At 46.5% G+C, this 17,464-nt stretch carries 13 protein-coding genes; 6 read left to right on the forward strand and 7 right to left on the reverse strand.

The annotated features are described in order from the left end of the window. Positions 1 to 22 precede the first annotated feature (22 nt). The 3 genes from fghA to ACXAGP_RS03995 all read right to left on the reverse strand — a co-directional run bounded on the left by fghA (position 23) and on the right by ACXAGP_RS03995 (position 3,428). On the reverse strand, positions 23 to 856 hold the full coding sequence (gene fghA, locus ACXAGP_RS03985; RefSeq protein ID WP_475259691.1) for an S-formylglutathione hydrolase: 834 nt from the start codon (positions 854 to 856) through the stop codon (positions 23 to 25). Between the two features lie 35 nt (positions 857 to 891). Continuing rightward, on the reverse strand, positions 892 to 2,013 hold the full coding sequence (locus ACXAGP_RS03990; protein WP_475259692.1) for an S-(hydroxymethyl)glutathione dehydrogenase/class III alcohol dehydrogenase: 1,122 nt from the start codon (positions 2,011 to 2,013) through the stop codon (positions 892 to 894). 137 nt (positions 2,014 to 2,150) lie between these two features. Continuing rightward, positions 2,151 to 3,428, reverse strand: a complete 1,278-nt coding sequence (locus ACXAGP_RS03995) for an Nramp family divalent metal transporter (protein ID WP_475259693.1) — start codon at positions 3,426 to 3,428, stop codon at positions 2,151 to 2,153. A 126-nt stretch (positions 3,429 to 3,554) separates the two neighbouring features. Here ACXAGP_RS03995 and ACXAGP_RS04000 point away from each other — a divergent pair, with 126 nt between their 5' ends. After that, positions 3,555 to 4,616: a LacI family DNA-binding transcriptional regulator gene (locus ACXAGP_RS04000; RefSeq protein WP_475259694.1), complete on the forward strand. Its 1,062-nt coding sequence runs from the start codon at positions 3,555 to 3,557 to the stop codon at positions 4,614 to 4,616. A 40-nt stretch (positions 4,617 to 4,656) separates the two neighbouring features. On the opposite strand, the gene ACXAGP_RS04005 is transcribed toward ACXAGP_RS04000, so the two are convergent. Beyond that, positions 4,657 to 6,594 (reverse strand): amylosucrase, encoded by a 1,938-nt coding sequence (locus ACXAGP_RS04005; RefSeq protein WP_475259696.1) that lies wholly within the window; start codon positions 6,592 to 6,594, stop codon positions 4,657 to 4,659. A gap of 226 nt (positions 6,595 to 6,820) precedes the next feature. On the opposite strand from ACXAGP_RS04005, the gene ACXAGP_RS04010 reads away from it, so the two are divergent. From ACXAGP_RS04010 to ACXAGP_RS04020, 3 genes are all read left to right on the forward strand, one after another. Beyond that, positions 6,821 to 9,232: a TonB-dependent receptor domain-containing protein gene (locus ACXAGP_RS04010; protein ID WP_475259697.1), complete on the forward strand. Its 2,412-nt coding sequence runs from the start codon at positions 6,821 to 6,823 to the stop codon at positions 9,230 to 9,232. 129 nt (positions 9,233 to 9,361) lie between these two features. Further along, positions 9,362 to 10,576, forward strand: a complete 1,215-nt coding sequence (locus ACXAGP_RS04015) for an MFS transporter (RefSeq protein ID WP_475260243.1) — start codon at positions 9,362 to 9,364, stop codon at positions 10,574 to 10,576. Positions 10,577 to 10,600: 24 nt separating this feature from the next. Beyond that, positions 10,601 to 11,476: an ROK family protein gene (locus ACXAGP_RS04020; RefSeq protein ID WP_475259698.1), complete on the forward strand. Its 876-nt coding sequence runs from the start codon at positions 10,601 to 10,603 to the stop codon at positions 11,474 to 11,476. Positions 11,477 to 11,482: 6 nt separating this feature from the next. Here ACXAGP_RS04020 and ACXAGP_RS04025 read toward each other — a convergent pair whose 3' ends face one another. Next, on the reverse strand, positions 11,483 to 12,220 hold the full coding sequence (locus ACXAGP_RS04025) for a hypothetical protein (protein ID WP_475259699.1): 738 nt from the start codon (positions 12,218 to 12,220) through the stop codon (positions 11,483 to 11,485). Between the two features lie 225 nt (positions 12,221 to 12,445). Between ACXAGP_RS04025 and ACXAGP_RS04030 the strand changes: the two genes are divergently transcribed. Continuing rightward, positions 12,446 to 12,952: a hypothetical protein gene (locus tag ACXAGP_RS04030; protein WP_475259700.1), complete on the forward strand. Its 507-nt coding sequence runs from the start codon at positions 12,446 to 12,448 to the stop codon at positions 12,950 to 12,952. Positions 12,953 to 12,978: 26 nt separating this feature from the next. On the opposite strand, the gene ACXAGP_RS04035 is transcribed toward ACXAGP_RS04030, so the two are convergent. After that, the gene (locus ACXAGP_RS04035; RefSeq protein ID WP_475259702.1) at positions 12,979 to 14,724 is read right to left on the reverse strand and encodes a lysophospholipid acyltransferase family protein; all 1,746 of its coding nucleotides are present in this window, start codon (positions 14,722 to 14,724) and stop codon (positions 12,979 to 12,981) included. Positions 14,725 to 14,914: 190 nt separating this feature from the next. On the opposite strand from ACXAGP_RS04035, the gene pyrC reads away from it, so the two are divergent. Then, entirely contained in the window at positions 14,915 to 15,952 is a 1,038-nt protein-coding gene (gene pyrC / locus ACXAGP_RS04040; protein ID WP_475259703.1) for a dihydroorotase, read from the forward strand. A 72-nt stretch (positions 15,953 to 16,024) separates the two neighbouring features. Here the strand turns inward: pyrC and ACXAGP_RS04045 are convergent, their stop codons facing one another. Beyond that, the gene (locus tag ACXAGP_RS04045) at positions 16,025 to 17,191 is read right to left on the reverse strand and encodes a Na/Pi symporter (protein WP_475259704.1); all 1,167 of its coding nucleotides are present in this window, start codon (positions 17,189 to 17,191) and stop codon (positions 16,025 to 16,027) included. Positions 17,192 to 17,464: the final 273 nt, after the last annotated feature.

Raw genomic sequence — 17,464 nt, forward strand, 5'->3', positions numbered from 1 at the left:
TCCCGAATCTGACTAATTGGCGTTAATCGCTAAAATGCCTGGCATGAAACAACAAGTGTTTTTCAATAAAAGTGGCAATGAAATAATAGCTATGATCATAAGACTCATGGCCATGATACTGTATTGGCACCGCTTTTTCTTCCGCCACGTGCCATAAGTTCTCTGGTTTGAGTTGTTCTTCGAGAAACTCATCTGCTAACCCTTGGTCAATCAAAATGGGCAGTTCACTGCCATGTTGCCCCAACAAATAAGTCGCGTCATAGTCACACCAATCAGCAGGATCTTCCCCCAAATAGCCAGTAAATGCCTTTATTCCCCAAGGGCAATCCATGGGATTAGATATGGGGCTAAATGCCGAGATACTGCGATATTGCTGCTGATTGCGCAATCCGATGACTAGCGCACCATGACCGCCCATCGAGTGACCCATAATGCTTTGCTGACCATTACAAGGAAAGTGCGATTGCACCAGCTCAGGTAATTCTTTGGCCACATAATCATACATATTATAGTGCGTATGCCATGGTGCTTGTGTGGCATTCACGTAAAAGCCTGCACCTTGGCCAAAGTCATAATAATCCACATCTGGCACCGATTCACCTCGGGGAGAGGTGTCTGGCGCTACCAAGATCACGCCAAGCTCAGCCGCGATACGCTGAGCCCCCGCCTTTTGCATAAAATTATCTTCGTTACAGGTGAGTCCTGACAACCAATAAACCACCGGACACTTTGCCCCCTTTAAAGCCTGAGGGGGTTGATAGATAGCAAAACGCATTTTACAGCGAGTGGCAATAGCCACATGCTCAAAGCGAGACAAGGTTCCACCAAACACTGTGGTTTCAGAAAGACACTTCATAGCAGCCACTCCTGTAATTAGAGTTATGTATCTGGTTAAAAATGGATTACCGTGCGAATACTCTTACCTTCATGCATCAGATCAAACGCTTTGTTTATTTCATCCAGCGAAAGAGTGTGGGTTATAAATTCATTTAATGGAATTTCCCCCGCCAAATATTGCTCCACGATGCCCGGCAACTGAGAGCGGCCTTTAACACCACCAAATGCGGTGCCACGCCACACCCGGCCAGTCACCAACTGAAACGGTCGGGTGGAGATCTCTTGTCCAGCCCCAGCAACGCCTATGATTACCGACTCGCCCCAACCTTTATGACAACACTCCAATGCACTGCGCATTACATCTACGTTACCTATGCATTCAAAGGAGAAGTCCACACCACCATCGGTGAGTTCCACGATCACCTCCTGGATGGGCTTGTCGTAATCTTTTGGGTTGATGCAGTCTGTGGCCCCTAGTTTTTTAGCTAACTCAAACTTAGACTCATTGATATCAATGGCAATGATACGACTGGCTTTGGCCATCACGGCACCGATAACTGCCGACAAACCAATGCCCCCCAAACCGAAGATTGCCACAGTGTCGCCTTCCTTGACCTTGGCGGTGTTGAGCACGGCTCCCATCCCTGTCGTTACACCACAGCCCAACAAACAAACCTCTTCGAGTGGAGCAGCCTTGTTGACTTTAGCCAGTGATATTTCAGGCAAAACCGTGTATTCAGAAAAGGTAGAGCAGCCCATGTAATGGTAGATGGGTTCGCCGTTGATGGAAAAGCGCGTGGTGCCATCTGGCATTAATCCCTTGCCCTGTGTAGTACGAATCTTTTGGCATAAATTAGTTTTACCCGAGGTGCAGAATTTGCACTCTCCGCACTCTGGCGTATACAGCGGAATAACATGGTCGCCAGGCACGACACTGGTCACGCCCTCGCCCACTTGTTCAACGATACCGCCCCCCTCATGGCCTAAAATAGCGGGGAATATACCTTCAGGGTCATCACCAGATAACGTAAACGCATCAGTATGACACACGCCACTGGCTAAAATACGCACCAATACCTCACCCGCTTTTGGTGGCATAACGTCAACTTCTTCGATAGTCATTGGCTTGCCCGGCCCCCAAGCAACGGCTGCGCGAGATTTTATGGTATTGGTCATGATACTTTCCTTCTTGTGAGATCTTCACCGGGACCTTGAAAGTCAAAGGAACCCAATTGATCAAAGCTATTTTTGATTGTAAATGCTAACAATGGCATTGCTATGAATGTTTTGTTACCCGTCTGTGCAAAAGAAGATCAGAATAATCGCCAAGCCAAATAAAAAATGGCAAAGGCAGTGAGACAGGCAAGACAACACTGAGTGTAAATATTGTACCCTGATGTCACCCGGCTTGCGACTGGCATATTGGGTAAAGTCAGTGCTTTCATGTTTAACCAGGCAAACCAAGGGGCAGACAAAAACGATACCGTCGTTGCAAAATCCACCAAAGACTTTAACTGACCGGCAAATAGCAGGATGATACCCAGACCACCGATGCCAATAACAGGAATACACAAATGATAAGTAAGTGTATGCTTACTACCACTTAGATCGAATTGTTGTTCAGCAATTCGAGTTATAACCTGGCTAAAACCATCCGCCACTGCAATACAGGTAGAGAACATGGCAATGAATATCAACCCGGAAACTACGGGTTTACTCCAGGGGCCTAAAATGTCAGTGAATATGGCTATTAGCTGAGCACTAAAACCAATGGCACTGTCTTGCAAAGGAATGCCTCGTCCAAATAATACCTGAGCCCCCAAGGCCACGAACAGCAACGCCAATAAACAACAGAACAGATAACCAATATTAAAATCCAGCAATCGGATTTTCACCTTTGAAGCTATGGGATCTGTGCCAGAAGAATTTAACTGACTGGCATTCACCTCATCCAGCTTTTGCTGCTCTACCACCCAAAACGAGTGCCAGATAGAGACTTCAATGGCCGTAGGCATCCATCCCACTAACGCTACAATAAAGGCAATACTTGAGACACTTAACAGTTGCGGTGCTGTGGCAAGTTGTTCAGGTCTGTCAGAAAGCAAAGATGCGCACAGAGTGATAACACATAACACCAGAAAAACCAGCATCATGACTTTCATCAAACTTTTCAGGAGTCGATATCCGCCCGTGATCAGCAATAACATGCTGGCGATCAATACCACTGCGGACCACACACCAATGCTCCACCCCAATGGCAAGATATTTGCGAGCACGCCAGCAGCGACAATCGTTACGGCCGCCTGGATAATGAACATGGTGGCAAAGGTGAGCAATATCACAGAAATATAATAACCCTTACCCAAGCGGTGATAGGCATCTAACAAGTTTTCCCCGGTGGCGGCGGCATATCTGGGTCCCGCCTGGAAAAAGGGCAACTTAATCACGTGTGCCAGAACAATAATAGCCACCAGCGCGTAGCCAAAATCAGCGCCAGCGCGAGTTGACTGTACAACGTGAGAGACGCCGATACTGGTTGCGGCAAAAACCAATCCGGGTCCGAGTATTGAAATAAAATTGCGCATAGCCATGTTAATTTTTTCAAATAATGCAGCATCCTGACACAGATAAATTCGAAATACGATCACCTCTTAGAACATGGACATTTTGCCTGCATTAAGGGAGAATCTGACGGTCAAAATCGTTTAAGTCTATTCATGCCAGCCAATAAAAAAGCACTCAATCTGAAAGAAGTGTCAAAGATACTGGGCGTCTCTACCGCAACTGTATCTAATGCTTTCAATCGCCCGGATCAACTTTCGGAGTCTCTCAGGCAGCGCATCTTAAAGGAAACCGCAGAATTGGGATATCACGGTCCCAACCTGGCCGCTCGCTCGCTGCGCAAAGGTAAAACCGATGTGGTTGCCGTGGTGTTAGCCGACACCTTGAGTTATTCCTTTTCCGATCCAGTAGCCAGTCAGTTTTTACAAGGCGTATCAGAAATATTGTCAGAGCAGAAAAGACAGTTATTGTTACTGAGCAGTCGATTGGCTTCAAAAGAGCAAAGCAGTGCGGAATCACTGCCAGACGGCTTTATTTTTTATGGCGCACCTAAAGGCGATGCCTTCGAACGAATTAGTCGAAGCGGTAAACCCCTTATCGCGGTTGACTTTGAAAAAGGCACTGTGCCTTCACTTAATATCAATAACCGCTCAGCTGCAAAAGATGTGGCCAATCACGTTATTAAGGATGCAAGCGACAGAGTTGCCGTAGTGAGTTTACGCCTGATCAGCTCAGATCGGGTTTGTCGCCTTGAAAAAGCGGATCTGCGGGATGATTGCCAGGAAATCATTGCCTACAATCGCTTACAAGGTTACATGGATGCTTGCCAGGAAAAATCCGCTGAACTGCCACCTCACATGGTTTGGCATACGCCCATGAACACCCCGGAAATGGCAGAAAAAGCCGCCTATGAAGCATTGACCATTACCCCTCGCCCCAATGTGATTTTGTGTATGAGTGACGTTTTGGCGTTGGGAGTGTTAAGAGTGGCACAATCGCTTAAAATCAAAGTGCCAGAAGAACTACGCATTGTTGGGTTTGACGATATCCCGGAAGCAAGCCGCACCGTTCCGACCTTAACCACGGTATGTCAGCAAAGCATTGAAAAAGGGCGTATGGCAGCAAAAGCCCTGTTTGAGGAAAACCAGCAGAAAAACCGATTAATGGAGACCCGTCTGATGGTGCGTCAAAGTTCTGGGGAGCCGGATACCCTCTAAAGAAAGTGCACAAAGGTATCCGAGCAAGCCGTGCAAACACTTACCCTGAGTGCTTCAACAACCACATCACCTGATAAGGTTCGAGATTTAGCCAGCTATCCACTTTATGCTCTGTGTTATCCGCTAACAGGTTGCGATAAGTTTTATCCTCTCCCAGATGCAGATACTGGCTATTCACGCTCTGCGCATACTCACTAAAGTTAACCAAGGCCAGTAGCTCATCTCCTTGCTCATTAATGCGTTTATAGGCAAACACGTGTTGGTTGCCTGATTCCAGTATTTCTGTCCTGGCCGCACCGAACAATGGCAGAGATTTGCGTATCTGCACCATTTTACTAATGCCGTGCAAAATACGATAGCTCACTGTCTTGCTGTCTTGAGCTGCTTCTATATCCTCATCGGTAAGCGCAATGCGGTTTACCCAGCGGGCGTCGTGGGCTTTACTATTGTCCTGCTCATAGCTGTAATCATTTAACAGGCCTAATTCATCGCCGGAGAACAGCAACGGAATCCCTCCAATACTCAAGATGACACTGTGTAGCAACAAGATTCGATCAATTGCCGTGTGAATTGCGTGTTCATCACCGGATTCCAGCGCCTTTTCCAGGCCAGTCAAGCTGGCTAAGGAACCACAAACCCGGCAATCACCATTGGAAGGGTTTTCCTGAAATGCCACTCCTTTAGCAAAGCTGCCGTCGAACCGGTCTACATAAAATTGATTCAAAAAGTAGCGATGGTCATGCCCATTAATGCCCAACTGCCCGGCGACCGCATCATCGAATGTCCAGCCAATGTCATCATGACAGCGCACATAGTTCACCCATGCGCAGTGGGGATCAATAGTAAAACTTTTTTGCATTGAAGCGGTGAGTAAACGGGTTTTACGGGTTGCCAGGCTATTCCACAGCAGCGCCATTAACAGCGGGTTGTAGGATAGTTGGCACTCTTCTGGAGCAATGTATTTATTCACTTCATCTGGATGAACAATGGCTTCTGATTTAAACACCACCGCGGGTGCTGCAATTTGCAGGCAAGCGTTAAACGCCTGAATTAAGGCATGCGCCTTGGGCTGATTCTCGCAATTCGTACCTAATTCCTTCCAGATAAAAGCCAGGGCATCCAGACGCAAACCGCCACAGCCCAAGTTAGCGAGATACAGCATCTCATCCGTAATGGCATTGAATACCTCGGGATTACTGTAATTGAGATCCCATTGAAAACTGTTAAAGGTCGTCCATACCCATGTTTGGGTTTCTTCATTCCAGCTAAAATTACCGCGCCTCACCTGCGGAAAAATCTCTCGCAGATGTTGCTCATAAGCATCCACTTTATGCCGCTCACTGAACATGTAATAAAATTGCTGGTACTTTTCATCACCGGATTTCGCCAATTTCGCCCACTCATGTTCATCAGAGGTGTGATTAAAGACAAAATCTAACACCAGGCTGATACCTGCTTTAGCAAGTTCTTGCGCCAGCACTTTTAAGTCTTTGTTGCTGCCTAGTTTAGGATCCACCTTGCGATAATCAGACACGGCATAGCCGCCGTCACTGTCTCCTTCAGGCGACGAATACAAGGGCATCAAGTGCAAATAGGTGATGCCCAATTGTTTCAGATAAGGGATTCGCTGACGCAATTTATTCAGATCGCCAGCAAATAAATCCACATAACAGGCCATGCCCAGCATGTCCTCACTCAGGTACCAATGGGGATCTTTCTGACGCTCTAGATCAAGTTTTTTAAGGGCCGCAGAACGAGATTTATAACCGCTGGCTAATACCGAAACAAGTTGCTGCAAATGATAGAAAAAGTCGTATTGCGCACCATAGATTTGATGATAAAGGGCAAATAATCCTTCAAAGTTTTGCTCTAGACGCTGTGCAAAGACTTTTTTCTCTTGCTCAGAGAGCCCTTTTAACTCAGCACTATAATCTATTCTCGACAAGCTCAACTTCGCTGCTTTTTCAACATTTTTCACGACCACACCTTAAACGATTAAGTTTCAATACAATAATAATGACACCAAAAAACAAAGTATTGCAAGAGCCCTGAAAGAAATTTTTTAACAGGGGTTTTACATTTGTTAATTGTTCTGTTACCTTTATCTTAATCGTTTAAGTTGCAAGGTCAAGTGTTGTGTTTTTGGCCCACAAACTTAAGCAATTTTGCAAACACACACTATGCTATTTCTACAGGAGAAAATAATGAGCAAGCAACGTACCCCAATTGCACTCGCTATCGCATTGGCTTTTGCCACCAGTCCGGCATGGGTCCATGCACAGGAAACAGATACTGCTGAAAGCAGTGCTGATGTATTGGATTTTGAAAAAATCATGGTAACCGGCTCGGCCAGAGCGACATCGAGAATGGACTCCAGTGTTTCCTCCAGTACGTTGAGTCCTGGCGATTTTGCCGTTGCCACCCCCAGAGCCACGGCGGAAATTTTCCGCTCTATTCCCGGTATTCGTTCAGAATCCACCGGTGGTGAGGGTAACGCAAACATTGCGGTCAGAGGCTTACCCGTAGCCGCAGGCGGCGCAAAGTTTTTAGTATTGCAAGAAGATGGCTTGCCAGTGATGCAGTTTGGTGACGTAGCTTTCGGTAACGCCGATATCTTTATTCGCGCCGACTCCACCATCTCTGGCATCGAAGCCATTCGCGGTGGTTCATCTTCCACTATGGCGAGTAATTCTCCCGGTGGCGTAATTAACTTCATCAGTAAAACCGGCGACTTCGGTGGCGGCAGTGTGGCCACCACTTTTGGTTTGGATTACGACACCTTCCGCACCGACTTCGAATACGGTGATGAAATCAACGATTCTACTCGCTTCCATATCGGCGGTTTTTTCCGTGAAGGCGAAGGTCCACGCGAAACCGGTTATAACGGCAATTCAGGTGGTCAAATTAAAGCTAATTTTACTAAAGAATTCGATTCTGGCTATGTGCGTGTTTATCTGAAGCACCTGGATGACAAGAGCACAGGTTATTTGCCAATGCCAATGTATGCCGATGGTGATTCTATCGAAGGATTTGATGCTCAATCAGATACGCCTCACTCAGTTTACCTACAAGATACCTTGCGCATCAACGGTGATGGCCAGATCAGTCGTGGCGATCTGCGCGATGGCATGCATCCTGTGGTCAACAGCATTGGGTTTGAAGCTAACTTCGACATGGGTGATGACTGGCAATTGGTTAATCGTTTCCGCAAATCCAGTGTATCAGGCGACTTTGTGTCTCCTTTTCCTGCTGAAGTGGCCAGTGCTTCCAGTGTTGCACAAAGTATTGCGGGTGATGGCGCAGGCTTAGTTTATGCTAATGGACCAAATGCGGGACAGGCATACAGCGACAGTACGGGCAATGGTCTGGTAATGCGCGTGCACACTTTCGATGTGGAAATGGAGGACTTTGATTCTTACGCCAATGACCTGCAGTTATCGCGTGACTTCGACAATATCTCACTCACCTTAGGTTTTTACAAAGCCAGACAAAACATCAAGATGTCCTGGCTGTGGAATTCCTATTTAATGGAAGTGAAAGGCGACAATGCCGCGCTACTGGATGCGGTAGCCGCAGATGGCACGAATTACTCAGATAATGGTTTATATGCCTATGGCGTACCATTCTGGGGTAACTGCTGTCAGCGCAACTATGACACTCAGTACAACATCGATGCCCCTTATATCGCCGTTTCAGGTGAATTTGGCGATTGGACATTAGAAGCCAGCTTCCGCCGCGACTCCGGTGATGCCTCTGGCACCTACGCTGGCGCAGTAACCAGCAGTATCGACATGAATGGCGATGGTGTGATTTCCATCCCAGAACAAAGTGTTGCATCTGCCGATCAAGCCAATGCAATGCCAGTAAACTATGATTGGGGCTATAACTCCTACTCTTTCGGTGCTAACTATCGCATTGATAATGACATGGCAGTATTTGCTCGCGTGAGCCAGGGTGGCCGTGCCAACGCAGATCGTTTGCTGTTTGGTAAAGTTCGCGCCGATGGTTCCGTGGCTGATGAAGATGCAGTCGATATGGTTGACCAATACGAATTGGGTCTGAAGTATCGCCAGGACGGTTTGGGTCTATTCATCACAGGTTTTTATGCCGAAACCGAAGAGCAAAACTTCGAAGCCACTTCGCAAAACTTCTTTGATCGCGAATACGAAGCCTTGGGGGTTGAAGTTGAAGCAGCCTACGTAGTGAGTGACTGGACCTTCAAAGGCGGTTTTACCTGGACCGATGCTGAGATTGCCAAAGACGCACTGAATCCTGCGGTTGAAGGCAATACACCGCGCCGTCAAGCCGATGTTATTTATCAGCTAACGGGTACTTATCAGTTCGACAATGGAACAGCCGGATTGAACCTCATTGGTACGACAGATGCCTATGCGCAGGACAATAACGACCTGAAATTCGATGGTTACACGCAAGTGAATGCCTTTGTAGATTACAGTATTACTGAGAACCTGTCGGTGGCATTAAACGTAAACAATCTGTTTGATACGGTGGGCATCACGGAAGCCGAAGAAGGCAGTGCTGGCCCTAACGATATTATTCGGGCCCGTACTATTAATGGTCGCACGACATCGGTGACCATGAAGTATCAGTTCTGATACCGTTAATCCAGGCCCGTTAGACCCGGGCCTGCTACCCCCAATTTGAGGTTGAGGAAGATAGTCATGTCCCCACAAGATATACAGAAGCAACGTAATCTGCAGCTGATACGCTGGTTAACCTACTTGATGTTTATGATGTTCGCGATGACCTCCGATTCGGTGGGCGAAATTATCAAGGAAGTTAAACGCGAATTTGATGTCAATAATACCCAGGCCAGTTTGATGCATTCACTGTTTATGGTGGGCATCGCCTTTTCCGGATTGTTTTTGGGCTTTTTGGCGGATAAGTTTGGCCGCAAGAAAACCATCATGTTGGGTCTGGCACTCTTTGCCCTGTCTTGTTATTTGTTTCTGGTAGGCACTTCTTTCACCTTCATTTTAGGTTTGATCACCTTATCAGGTCTGGCTGTGGGCATTTTTAAAACCGCTGCACTGGCTCTGATTGGTGATATATCAACCTCTACCAAAGAGCACACAGGTACCATGAACGGTGCCGAAGCCTTTTTTGGTGTGGGAGCGATTATCGGGCCATTGATTGTGGCTTGGTTAATTAGAGAAGGAGTACATTGGACCTGGCTCTATATTATTGCCGGTGTTCTGTGCACTCTGTTAATTTTGATGGCCTGGAAAGCAGATTATCCAGACCACAGTAAAGGCCAAAAAGCCGACGAACCCATTGACGTTCGACGCAGTCTGAAGCTGCTCGGCAATCCTTATGCTATGGGTTTCTCCATTGCGGCGTTCCTGTACGTAGCTGCAGAAAGCGCCATTTATGTTTGGATGCCCAGCTATCTGATGTGTGATGCCACAACCCTTGAAGCCACCTTTAGCTGCTACTCTGAGGGCCCAGAGCAAATGCTGGCCATGTATGCCGTTTCGGCTTTCTTCTCATTAAGAGCCATAGGCCGATTTGTGGGTATCTGGATGATGCAGCACTTTAACTGGGCACTGGTGATGCTGATGTTTAGCTTCGCCATTATGGTTTGTTTTATTGGCGGCCTTTGGGGCGGCCGTGAAGTGGCCCTCTATCTGTTCCCTCTGTCCGGCATTTTTATGTCGGTGATTTATCCCACTATCAACTCCAAAGGCATCAGTTGTTTCCCGAAACACGAGCATGGCACCGTGGCAGGAGTGATCTTGTTTTTTACTGCTGCGGGTGCTGCTGCCGGACCACTGGTGATGGGAATCGTTAGTGATGCGTTTGGCGGCGATGCCATGTACGGCTTTATCGTTGCCACCGGGTTTGCCACATTTCTGTTCATTGGTTTTCTCTACAACTTTTTAAGAAACCCAACAGAAACCAGGCTGGCAGAAATTGAAAAAACTGAATATCAAAACTAATTGATAAATTAGAGAGAATTGAGCATGAACAAGCTTTATGCCGCAATTGAAGCGGGTGGCACCAAATTTAACTGTGCAATCATCGACAATTCAAGAAACATTATTGCCCAACACCGTGTTGCCACCACAACACCAGATGAGACGCTGGGTACTTGTATCGATTTTTTTAAACACCAGCAGGTAAAATTTGCTTTTGATTCGTTGGGACTGGCTTGTTTTGGCCCGGTGGATCTCACCAGGGATTCAGCGACATGGGGCAATATTACCGCGACACCTAAACCTCACTGGAGTGACACCCCCATTAGTCGAATTCTAGCAGAATCACTCAACTGTCACGTCGCTATCGACACCGATGTTAATGCCGCCGCCATGGCGGAACATCGCTGGGGAGCGGGAGTGGATTGTGACACGGTCGTATATGTCACTATCGGCACAGGCGTGGGCGCTGGTATCGTTATCAATGGTAAGCCCGTGCATGGCCTGATCCACCCGGAAGCAGGGCACATGATCATCGGGGAAATCGATGGCGTTAAAGGTGTCTGCCCTTATCACGGCAGCTGTGTCGAGGGTCTGGCTTCCGGTTATGCCATGGCGCAAATCTGGCAACAACCGGCAGAAACACTGTCCGAGGATCATCGCGCATGGGATATCCAGGCACAGGTAATAGGTACTTTTTGCCACAATCTTTTGGTGAGCTACAGTCCGCAAAAAATCGTCTTAGGTGGCGGTGTGATGCAAAAACCCGGACTACTTGAAGCTGTAGTTAAATATACTGAGCGTAGCTTGAATCAATACCTAACCTTACCACAAGATACCGCATTCCAGGATCTCATTTGTTTGCCTGGATTAGAGGATAAATCAGGATTGTACGGAGCCCTGGCACTGGTTTTAGACAACTAAACCCGACTATTGAAAAAGCTGCAGATAAGACGCATGCAGCTTTTTAACCACCTCCATATCAGAGTCAATATTGGCCCCTAGATAAAGATGAGTACTGAGATCATGAGGTTGAAACCAGGCGCGGATGCGTTCCGCGTCATAACCTTTTTGAGCTGCGATAATTTTAATCACCTCTTTATTGACTAATAGTCCGTCAATTAAGCCTTTGTAGAGTAAATCAGCAAGCTCGGACAAATCACTACGCACAACGAAATGTTTGTCCTCTGAAAATCCTTTGCGTAACAGCCAATCATGGATAAAGTCATTGCGAACGGTACCCAGTATCCACTTCCGCGCGTCTTCGACTGAATGTATTTGAATTTCTTCCCGGTCTGCCAAGGCAATAAAACTAAATTGGATCTCCCCCATACTGCCAATCCAGTGAAAACTCTGCTCTCGGGAGGCATAACGGGCCATGGAAAAAATCAAAGTATTAGGGCGATTCTTGGCTAGTTCATAAGCTCTTGCCCAGGGATATACCTCAATGGGCAGTTCTAAGGCATTGGCAGCCAGCAGAGCACGTACTCTTTGCACCGCCTCGCCCGCAATATTCTCACCTTGTTTTATTTGCAGTGGCGGCAATACCTCTGTAACCACGCGCCATTCTTGGGCTTGAGCTGGAACAGCAATAAAGAGCGACAATAAAAAATAGAAGATTTTTGATTTGAATACTTTCCTGTTAAACACACTTGCAACTACTAACACTAAAATTCCTTAATCTTTTCTACAAACGTATTAAACGCATTTCATTTACGCGGGTCCATAGCTAAAGGTAGACGAGGAAATAAGGATTGCAAAGCATTAAATTCTACCCAATCAGTTCGATATATCCTGTTAGTGTGGCTTTAAACTTTGTAATTTTGAATGGCAATGAAAGTGTAAGTTGAGTAAGCTGGTCTATGAGGCTAGAACAGAAAAACATTAAAAATAATGATAGCAAGCCAACTGGAAATAATAACGCAAGGCAAGCAGTACCTGCTCAAGCTCACTGATGCACAATACGTCAAAATCGTAAAACCTCTATTTAACAGCAGTGCCGGTGCTCACATGCGGCACATCATAGACCACTATATGGCGTTAATGGGTGCCACCGACGCTGTGGTCAACTACAATATACGTCATCGCTTTTGCGACACAGAAAAATATCGCACTAATGCCTTGGAGCAGCTCTCCGAGATAGAAATCTGGTTAGCGGGAATTAGTGAAGAGCAACTTCACCACCCTGTCAGCGTTATTTCTGAAATATCCATTAGTAGCCAACAAGACTTTGCGGGTCATTCGACATTGGGTCGTGAGCTAGTATTTGTCTCCAGCCACGCCGTGCATCACTATTTCACGCTGAAGCTAATTGCTAGATCTCAGGGCATCAAGCTGGATGAAAGTTTTGGACTGGCACCAGCAACGGCAAGCTTCCAGCGCGGTGAATTAACCGGCTAAATGGCCTGAAAAGCGACTTTCGGCCACTATTGTTGATGATATTTTTTGTAGGACTGCCAGCCTTCAGCTAAATATTGCTTACCCAACTTTTCCGGCATATTGAGAAGATCAACACAAAGTAACAACCCCGGCGTATCGGCAAAATTGCTATCGAGGCCCAGACTATAAAACTCCGCACCGAGTTTTTGGTAGTGCTTGAGCAATACTGGGATGTCCTTGCCGTCTGCTTCTAATGTTTTCAAAAATGAGGTCAGATGTTCAGCTAAATTATATTGCTCTGCAAACGCCTGCAGATCAGGCTGCAATGGTATATTCCAGGGTGTTCTGGCACGCACTGTAGAAAGGGGACGAACCAGCGCCTTTTCCATCAGCGCGATACTGCGCTTGTCATATAACTTGCTGATAGACACAGTACCATATAGGCGGCGATATTGCGGAAATTTGCAGGCAAATGCACCGATACCGCGCCATAACAAATACAAACCGTAGTAACTGCGCTGATATTCGGGAATGAGAAAAGAACGCCCCATTTCCAGGCACGACTCTTGTTGATTGTAAAAGCCCGCATCAAACTCGAACATCTGCGACAAATACAAAGATTCCACACCGTTTTGTTGCAATAGTTTGTCGGTTTGGCCCATGCGATAAGCACCGATGATCTGTCCCTCTTCGCGATTTACAATGAACAATTGCGTGTAAGTAGCATCAAATTTGTCAGTATCCCTTGGCTGCCCGCTGCCTTCATCGTGTTGCCTGAACACCAACTCTCTGAGGCGAGCAATTTCATTAACCACTTGAGGAAGTTGAGATTGAAATCCGTAATAAACATCAAATTGTTTGTAAGCAACCAGGTGTTGTTCTGCAGGCAGATTGGCAATTTCGGCCAGGATAGTCGCTTTGGCTACAGGCTCAGCAAGTGATGAAAAGTTTGTCGTATTGAGTTTGGGCCAATCATTGCGCCATTCATCAGTGCAGGCCACACTCAAACAGCGCGCCAGGTCGGCTTGTTCCTGTCCCGCTTTTTGCGGCACCAAATACTTTGCCGCGAGGCTATTTCCGGCGTTTAATTTAACGATAGCGTCAGTCTTATTGAGTAGTTCTCGTCCCAAAAACAGCATTCGCAATGGATAATAAATGGATTCGATACGATAAAACATGTCACTGTTTTGCCCCTCAATCCAGACAGGTAAAAACTGCGCTTGTGATGACTGCACGAGTTTTGCCACCAGGCGATTCCACGGATGTTCTACCACGCGGTTTTGCTGGCGCTCTTTATAGCTCACTTTGCCTGAGGGAAATAGCAGCAACGCGCCACCCGCTTTAACATGCGCCATGCTGGTGCGCAAAGAAGGTCCGTTGCGGGGATCTCGCTCAGAAAGCGGGTTGGTAAAGATAAAGTAATCTTGCAATTCAGAGAATATTTGTAGCCCTACATTCGCCAGAACTTTTAGATCAGGTCTGACTTTGCCCAACAGACGAGCCAAAATAACGCCTTCAAGTCCACCGAAGGGATGATTACTGGCAATCACCACAGGCCCGGTTTTGGGCACTTTTGCCAGAAGCTCTTGCTCACCTTCGATAGTGACATTCAAAACCGACAGTAACTTATCGGCAAATTCCTCTTTGGCCAGCCCCTGCATATTATTGGCTTCGTACAGACGTTGCATTTTGGCCAATCCCATTATTTTATCAATCAAGCGAATAGGCAGTGTGATGTGCGGTTTTTGCTTTTCCGGCGGCAGCAAAGAGGCCAAACTAATCTGTGAGGTCATGTTGTCAGTGAGCTTAGGCGTAAAATTTAATATAATCTTTAGTGTGACCGACATTGGCACAATTTTATGTCAGACACCATAGGGTTAAGAAAAATTTCATTTCCTTGCCTGTTGGAACTTGGTAAAAGAAGTAAATTTACCCATACTAGAGCGTGTTGACCTCATTTATAATTCACTATTTGGACTGTCCATGAGCCACCTTACAATTACTACGCCGGATGACTGGCATTTACATTTCCGTGATAACGACATGCTAGCAGAAACGGTTCCTGCAACCTCCCGTTGTTTCAATCGCGCGATTGTAATGCCAAATTTAGTGCCACCTGTCACCGACCTGAGCCTGGCCAGCAGCTATCGGGAACGCATAGAAAGAGCGATCCCCTCTGGTCAAAACTTCACACCGCTGATGACCCTGTATTTAACCAATAGCACCAGCCCTGAGACCATCTTAGAAGCCAAAAAAGGCGGAATTGTTGCTTCAAAACTCTATCCAGCGGGAGCGACTACAAACTCTGAAGACGGTGTTTCATCGTTAAAGAGTCTCTATCCGGTATTTCAGGCAATGTCCGATTGTGGCATGTTACTGCTGGTCCACGGCGAGGTAACGGAATCTCACGTAGATATCTTTGATCGCGAGAAGGAGTTCATTGAACAACATCTAACACAAATCGTAGCTGACTTCCCCAAGCTTAAAATTGTCCTGGAGCACATCACCACTAAAGACGCTGCTGATTTTGTGGCTAACGCTGGTGACAATATTGCAGCCACGATCACACCGCAACATTTGCTGCTTAACCGCAATGATCTGTTGGTGGGTGGCATTAAGCCACACAACTATTGTTTGCCTGTACTGAAACGCAACACCCATCAACAGGCACTTCGAGACATGGTGCAATCAGGTAATAAAAAGTTTTTTCTGGGCACGGATTCTGCGCCTCATGAAAAGAGTAAGAAGGAAAGTGATTGTGGCTGCGCCGGATGTTACAGCGCCTGGAGCGCTATCGAACTCTATGCTCAGGTTTTTGAAGAACTGGACGCGCTGCAGCACTTTGAAGCCTTCGCCAGTTTCAATGGTCCTGATTTTTATGGTCTGCCAAGAAACACTGGCAGCATAACACTGGTGCGAGAAAGCTGGACGGTTCCTGAGTCCATCAACCTGCCAAATGGTAATCCTATCGTGCCATTCTTTGCTGGACAGGAACTGCAATGGAAACTCAAGACTGACTGAGTTAGCGAACTTAGAAGACAGCAATAAAAAAGGCAGCCTCGCTGCCTTTTTTATTGCTGAAATTAAACCAGACTAATTAGTTAAAAATATCGCGGAAATGGGTACCAGGAAAAACAAACCAACGATGTAGGCCAATCCCCACAATTTTTGTTCAGCCACTTTCATAGATAGGCCATGGGAAGCCTTGATGGGAATTTCACGCAAAAACTTAACCCCATAAATCACTATTACTCCCAGGAAATTATACAAGAAGTGTACTAAAGCGATTTGCAGCGCGAAGCCAGCATTGACTCCGGTTACCGCCAGTGCTGCGATGACTGCGGTGATGCATGTACCGATGTTCGCGCCCAGAACAAAAGGATAGATATCGCGATGAGTCAGTACATTATTGCCCACCAATGGCACAATCAATGATGTTGTAGTAGAAGAAGACTGCACCAACACCGTAATAAAAGTACCGGAAGTTATACCGCTAATGGGACCTTTACCGATACTGCTGTGCAGAATGTCTTTGGCTTTACCCACCATCAACGACTTCATGGTTTTACCCATAAAGGTGATTGACAATATAATTAAGCCAACGCCAATCATGGCCATTAATGCCCCCGCCCACTCATCCGGCAAGAAAGAAAACAGGCTTTTAAGTAGGTCGGCACCTGGCGCAGTTATGGCCTTCAGAGGATTAAAGCCGCCTAACGACAAACCACCACCTATGTGGAAGAACTCCATCAACGTAGCACTGATGCGCTCCAGAAGATTAAAGGCAATTTCCAGCGGCAGGAATATCAAGACACTGAGAATATTAAAAAAGTCGTGGATGGTGGCTGAAGCAAAAGCCCGTTGGAATTCTTTTTTATCCGCAACATGCCCCAAGCTCACCAAGGTACTGGTAATACTGGTGCCGATATTAGCCCCCATGATCATGGGTACGGCTATGGTAATGGGTAAACCTCCCGCCACCATGGCTACGATGATGGAAGAAACCGTACTGGAAGACTGGATAAGCGCCGTGCTTACCATGCCGATAATCAAGCCCATTATCGGATTAGAGGCAAACTCGAACAATTCTCGAGCGTGATCACCAGTAGCCAGCTTAAAGCCTGATCCTATGATGGTGACGGCCAGCAGCACCCCATAAATTAAAAGCGCCAGAAAGGCCCATTTTTTGGCCTTATTTGAAGAGTCTGAGGGAAGTTGCACTTCTTTGCTCTGGGATTCTTCAAGATTTGAATGAGTCATCTATAATTCCAACATTACACAAGCAGACAGTACTCACAAAGGTATCTGAAAAGCTTAAAATCAAAACATGCCGCTTGTTTTTGAACTTCTTTAAAACAAGTCGGATGAAAGCTCTCACAATTGTCTTACATTTTCGTGAAAATTCATTGATTCAGCACAGACTTTTGCAAAACTGCGGCATTATATACAAAAGCATCTTGTTTGTGACAAAGATAATGCTCGTGATTTTGCCATTGACCATGATTTTTATTGCGGGAAATATCAGAAAAAATC

This window comes from Planctobacterium sp. AWM4_229, from assembly GCF_056160305.1.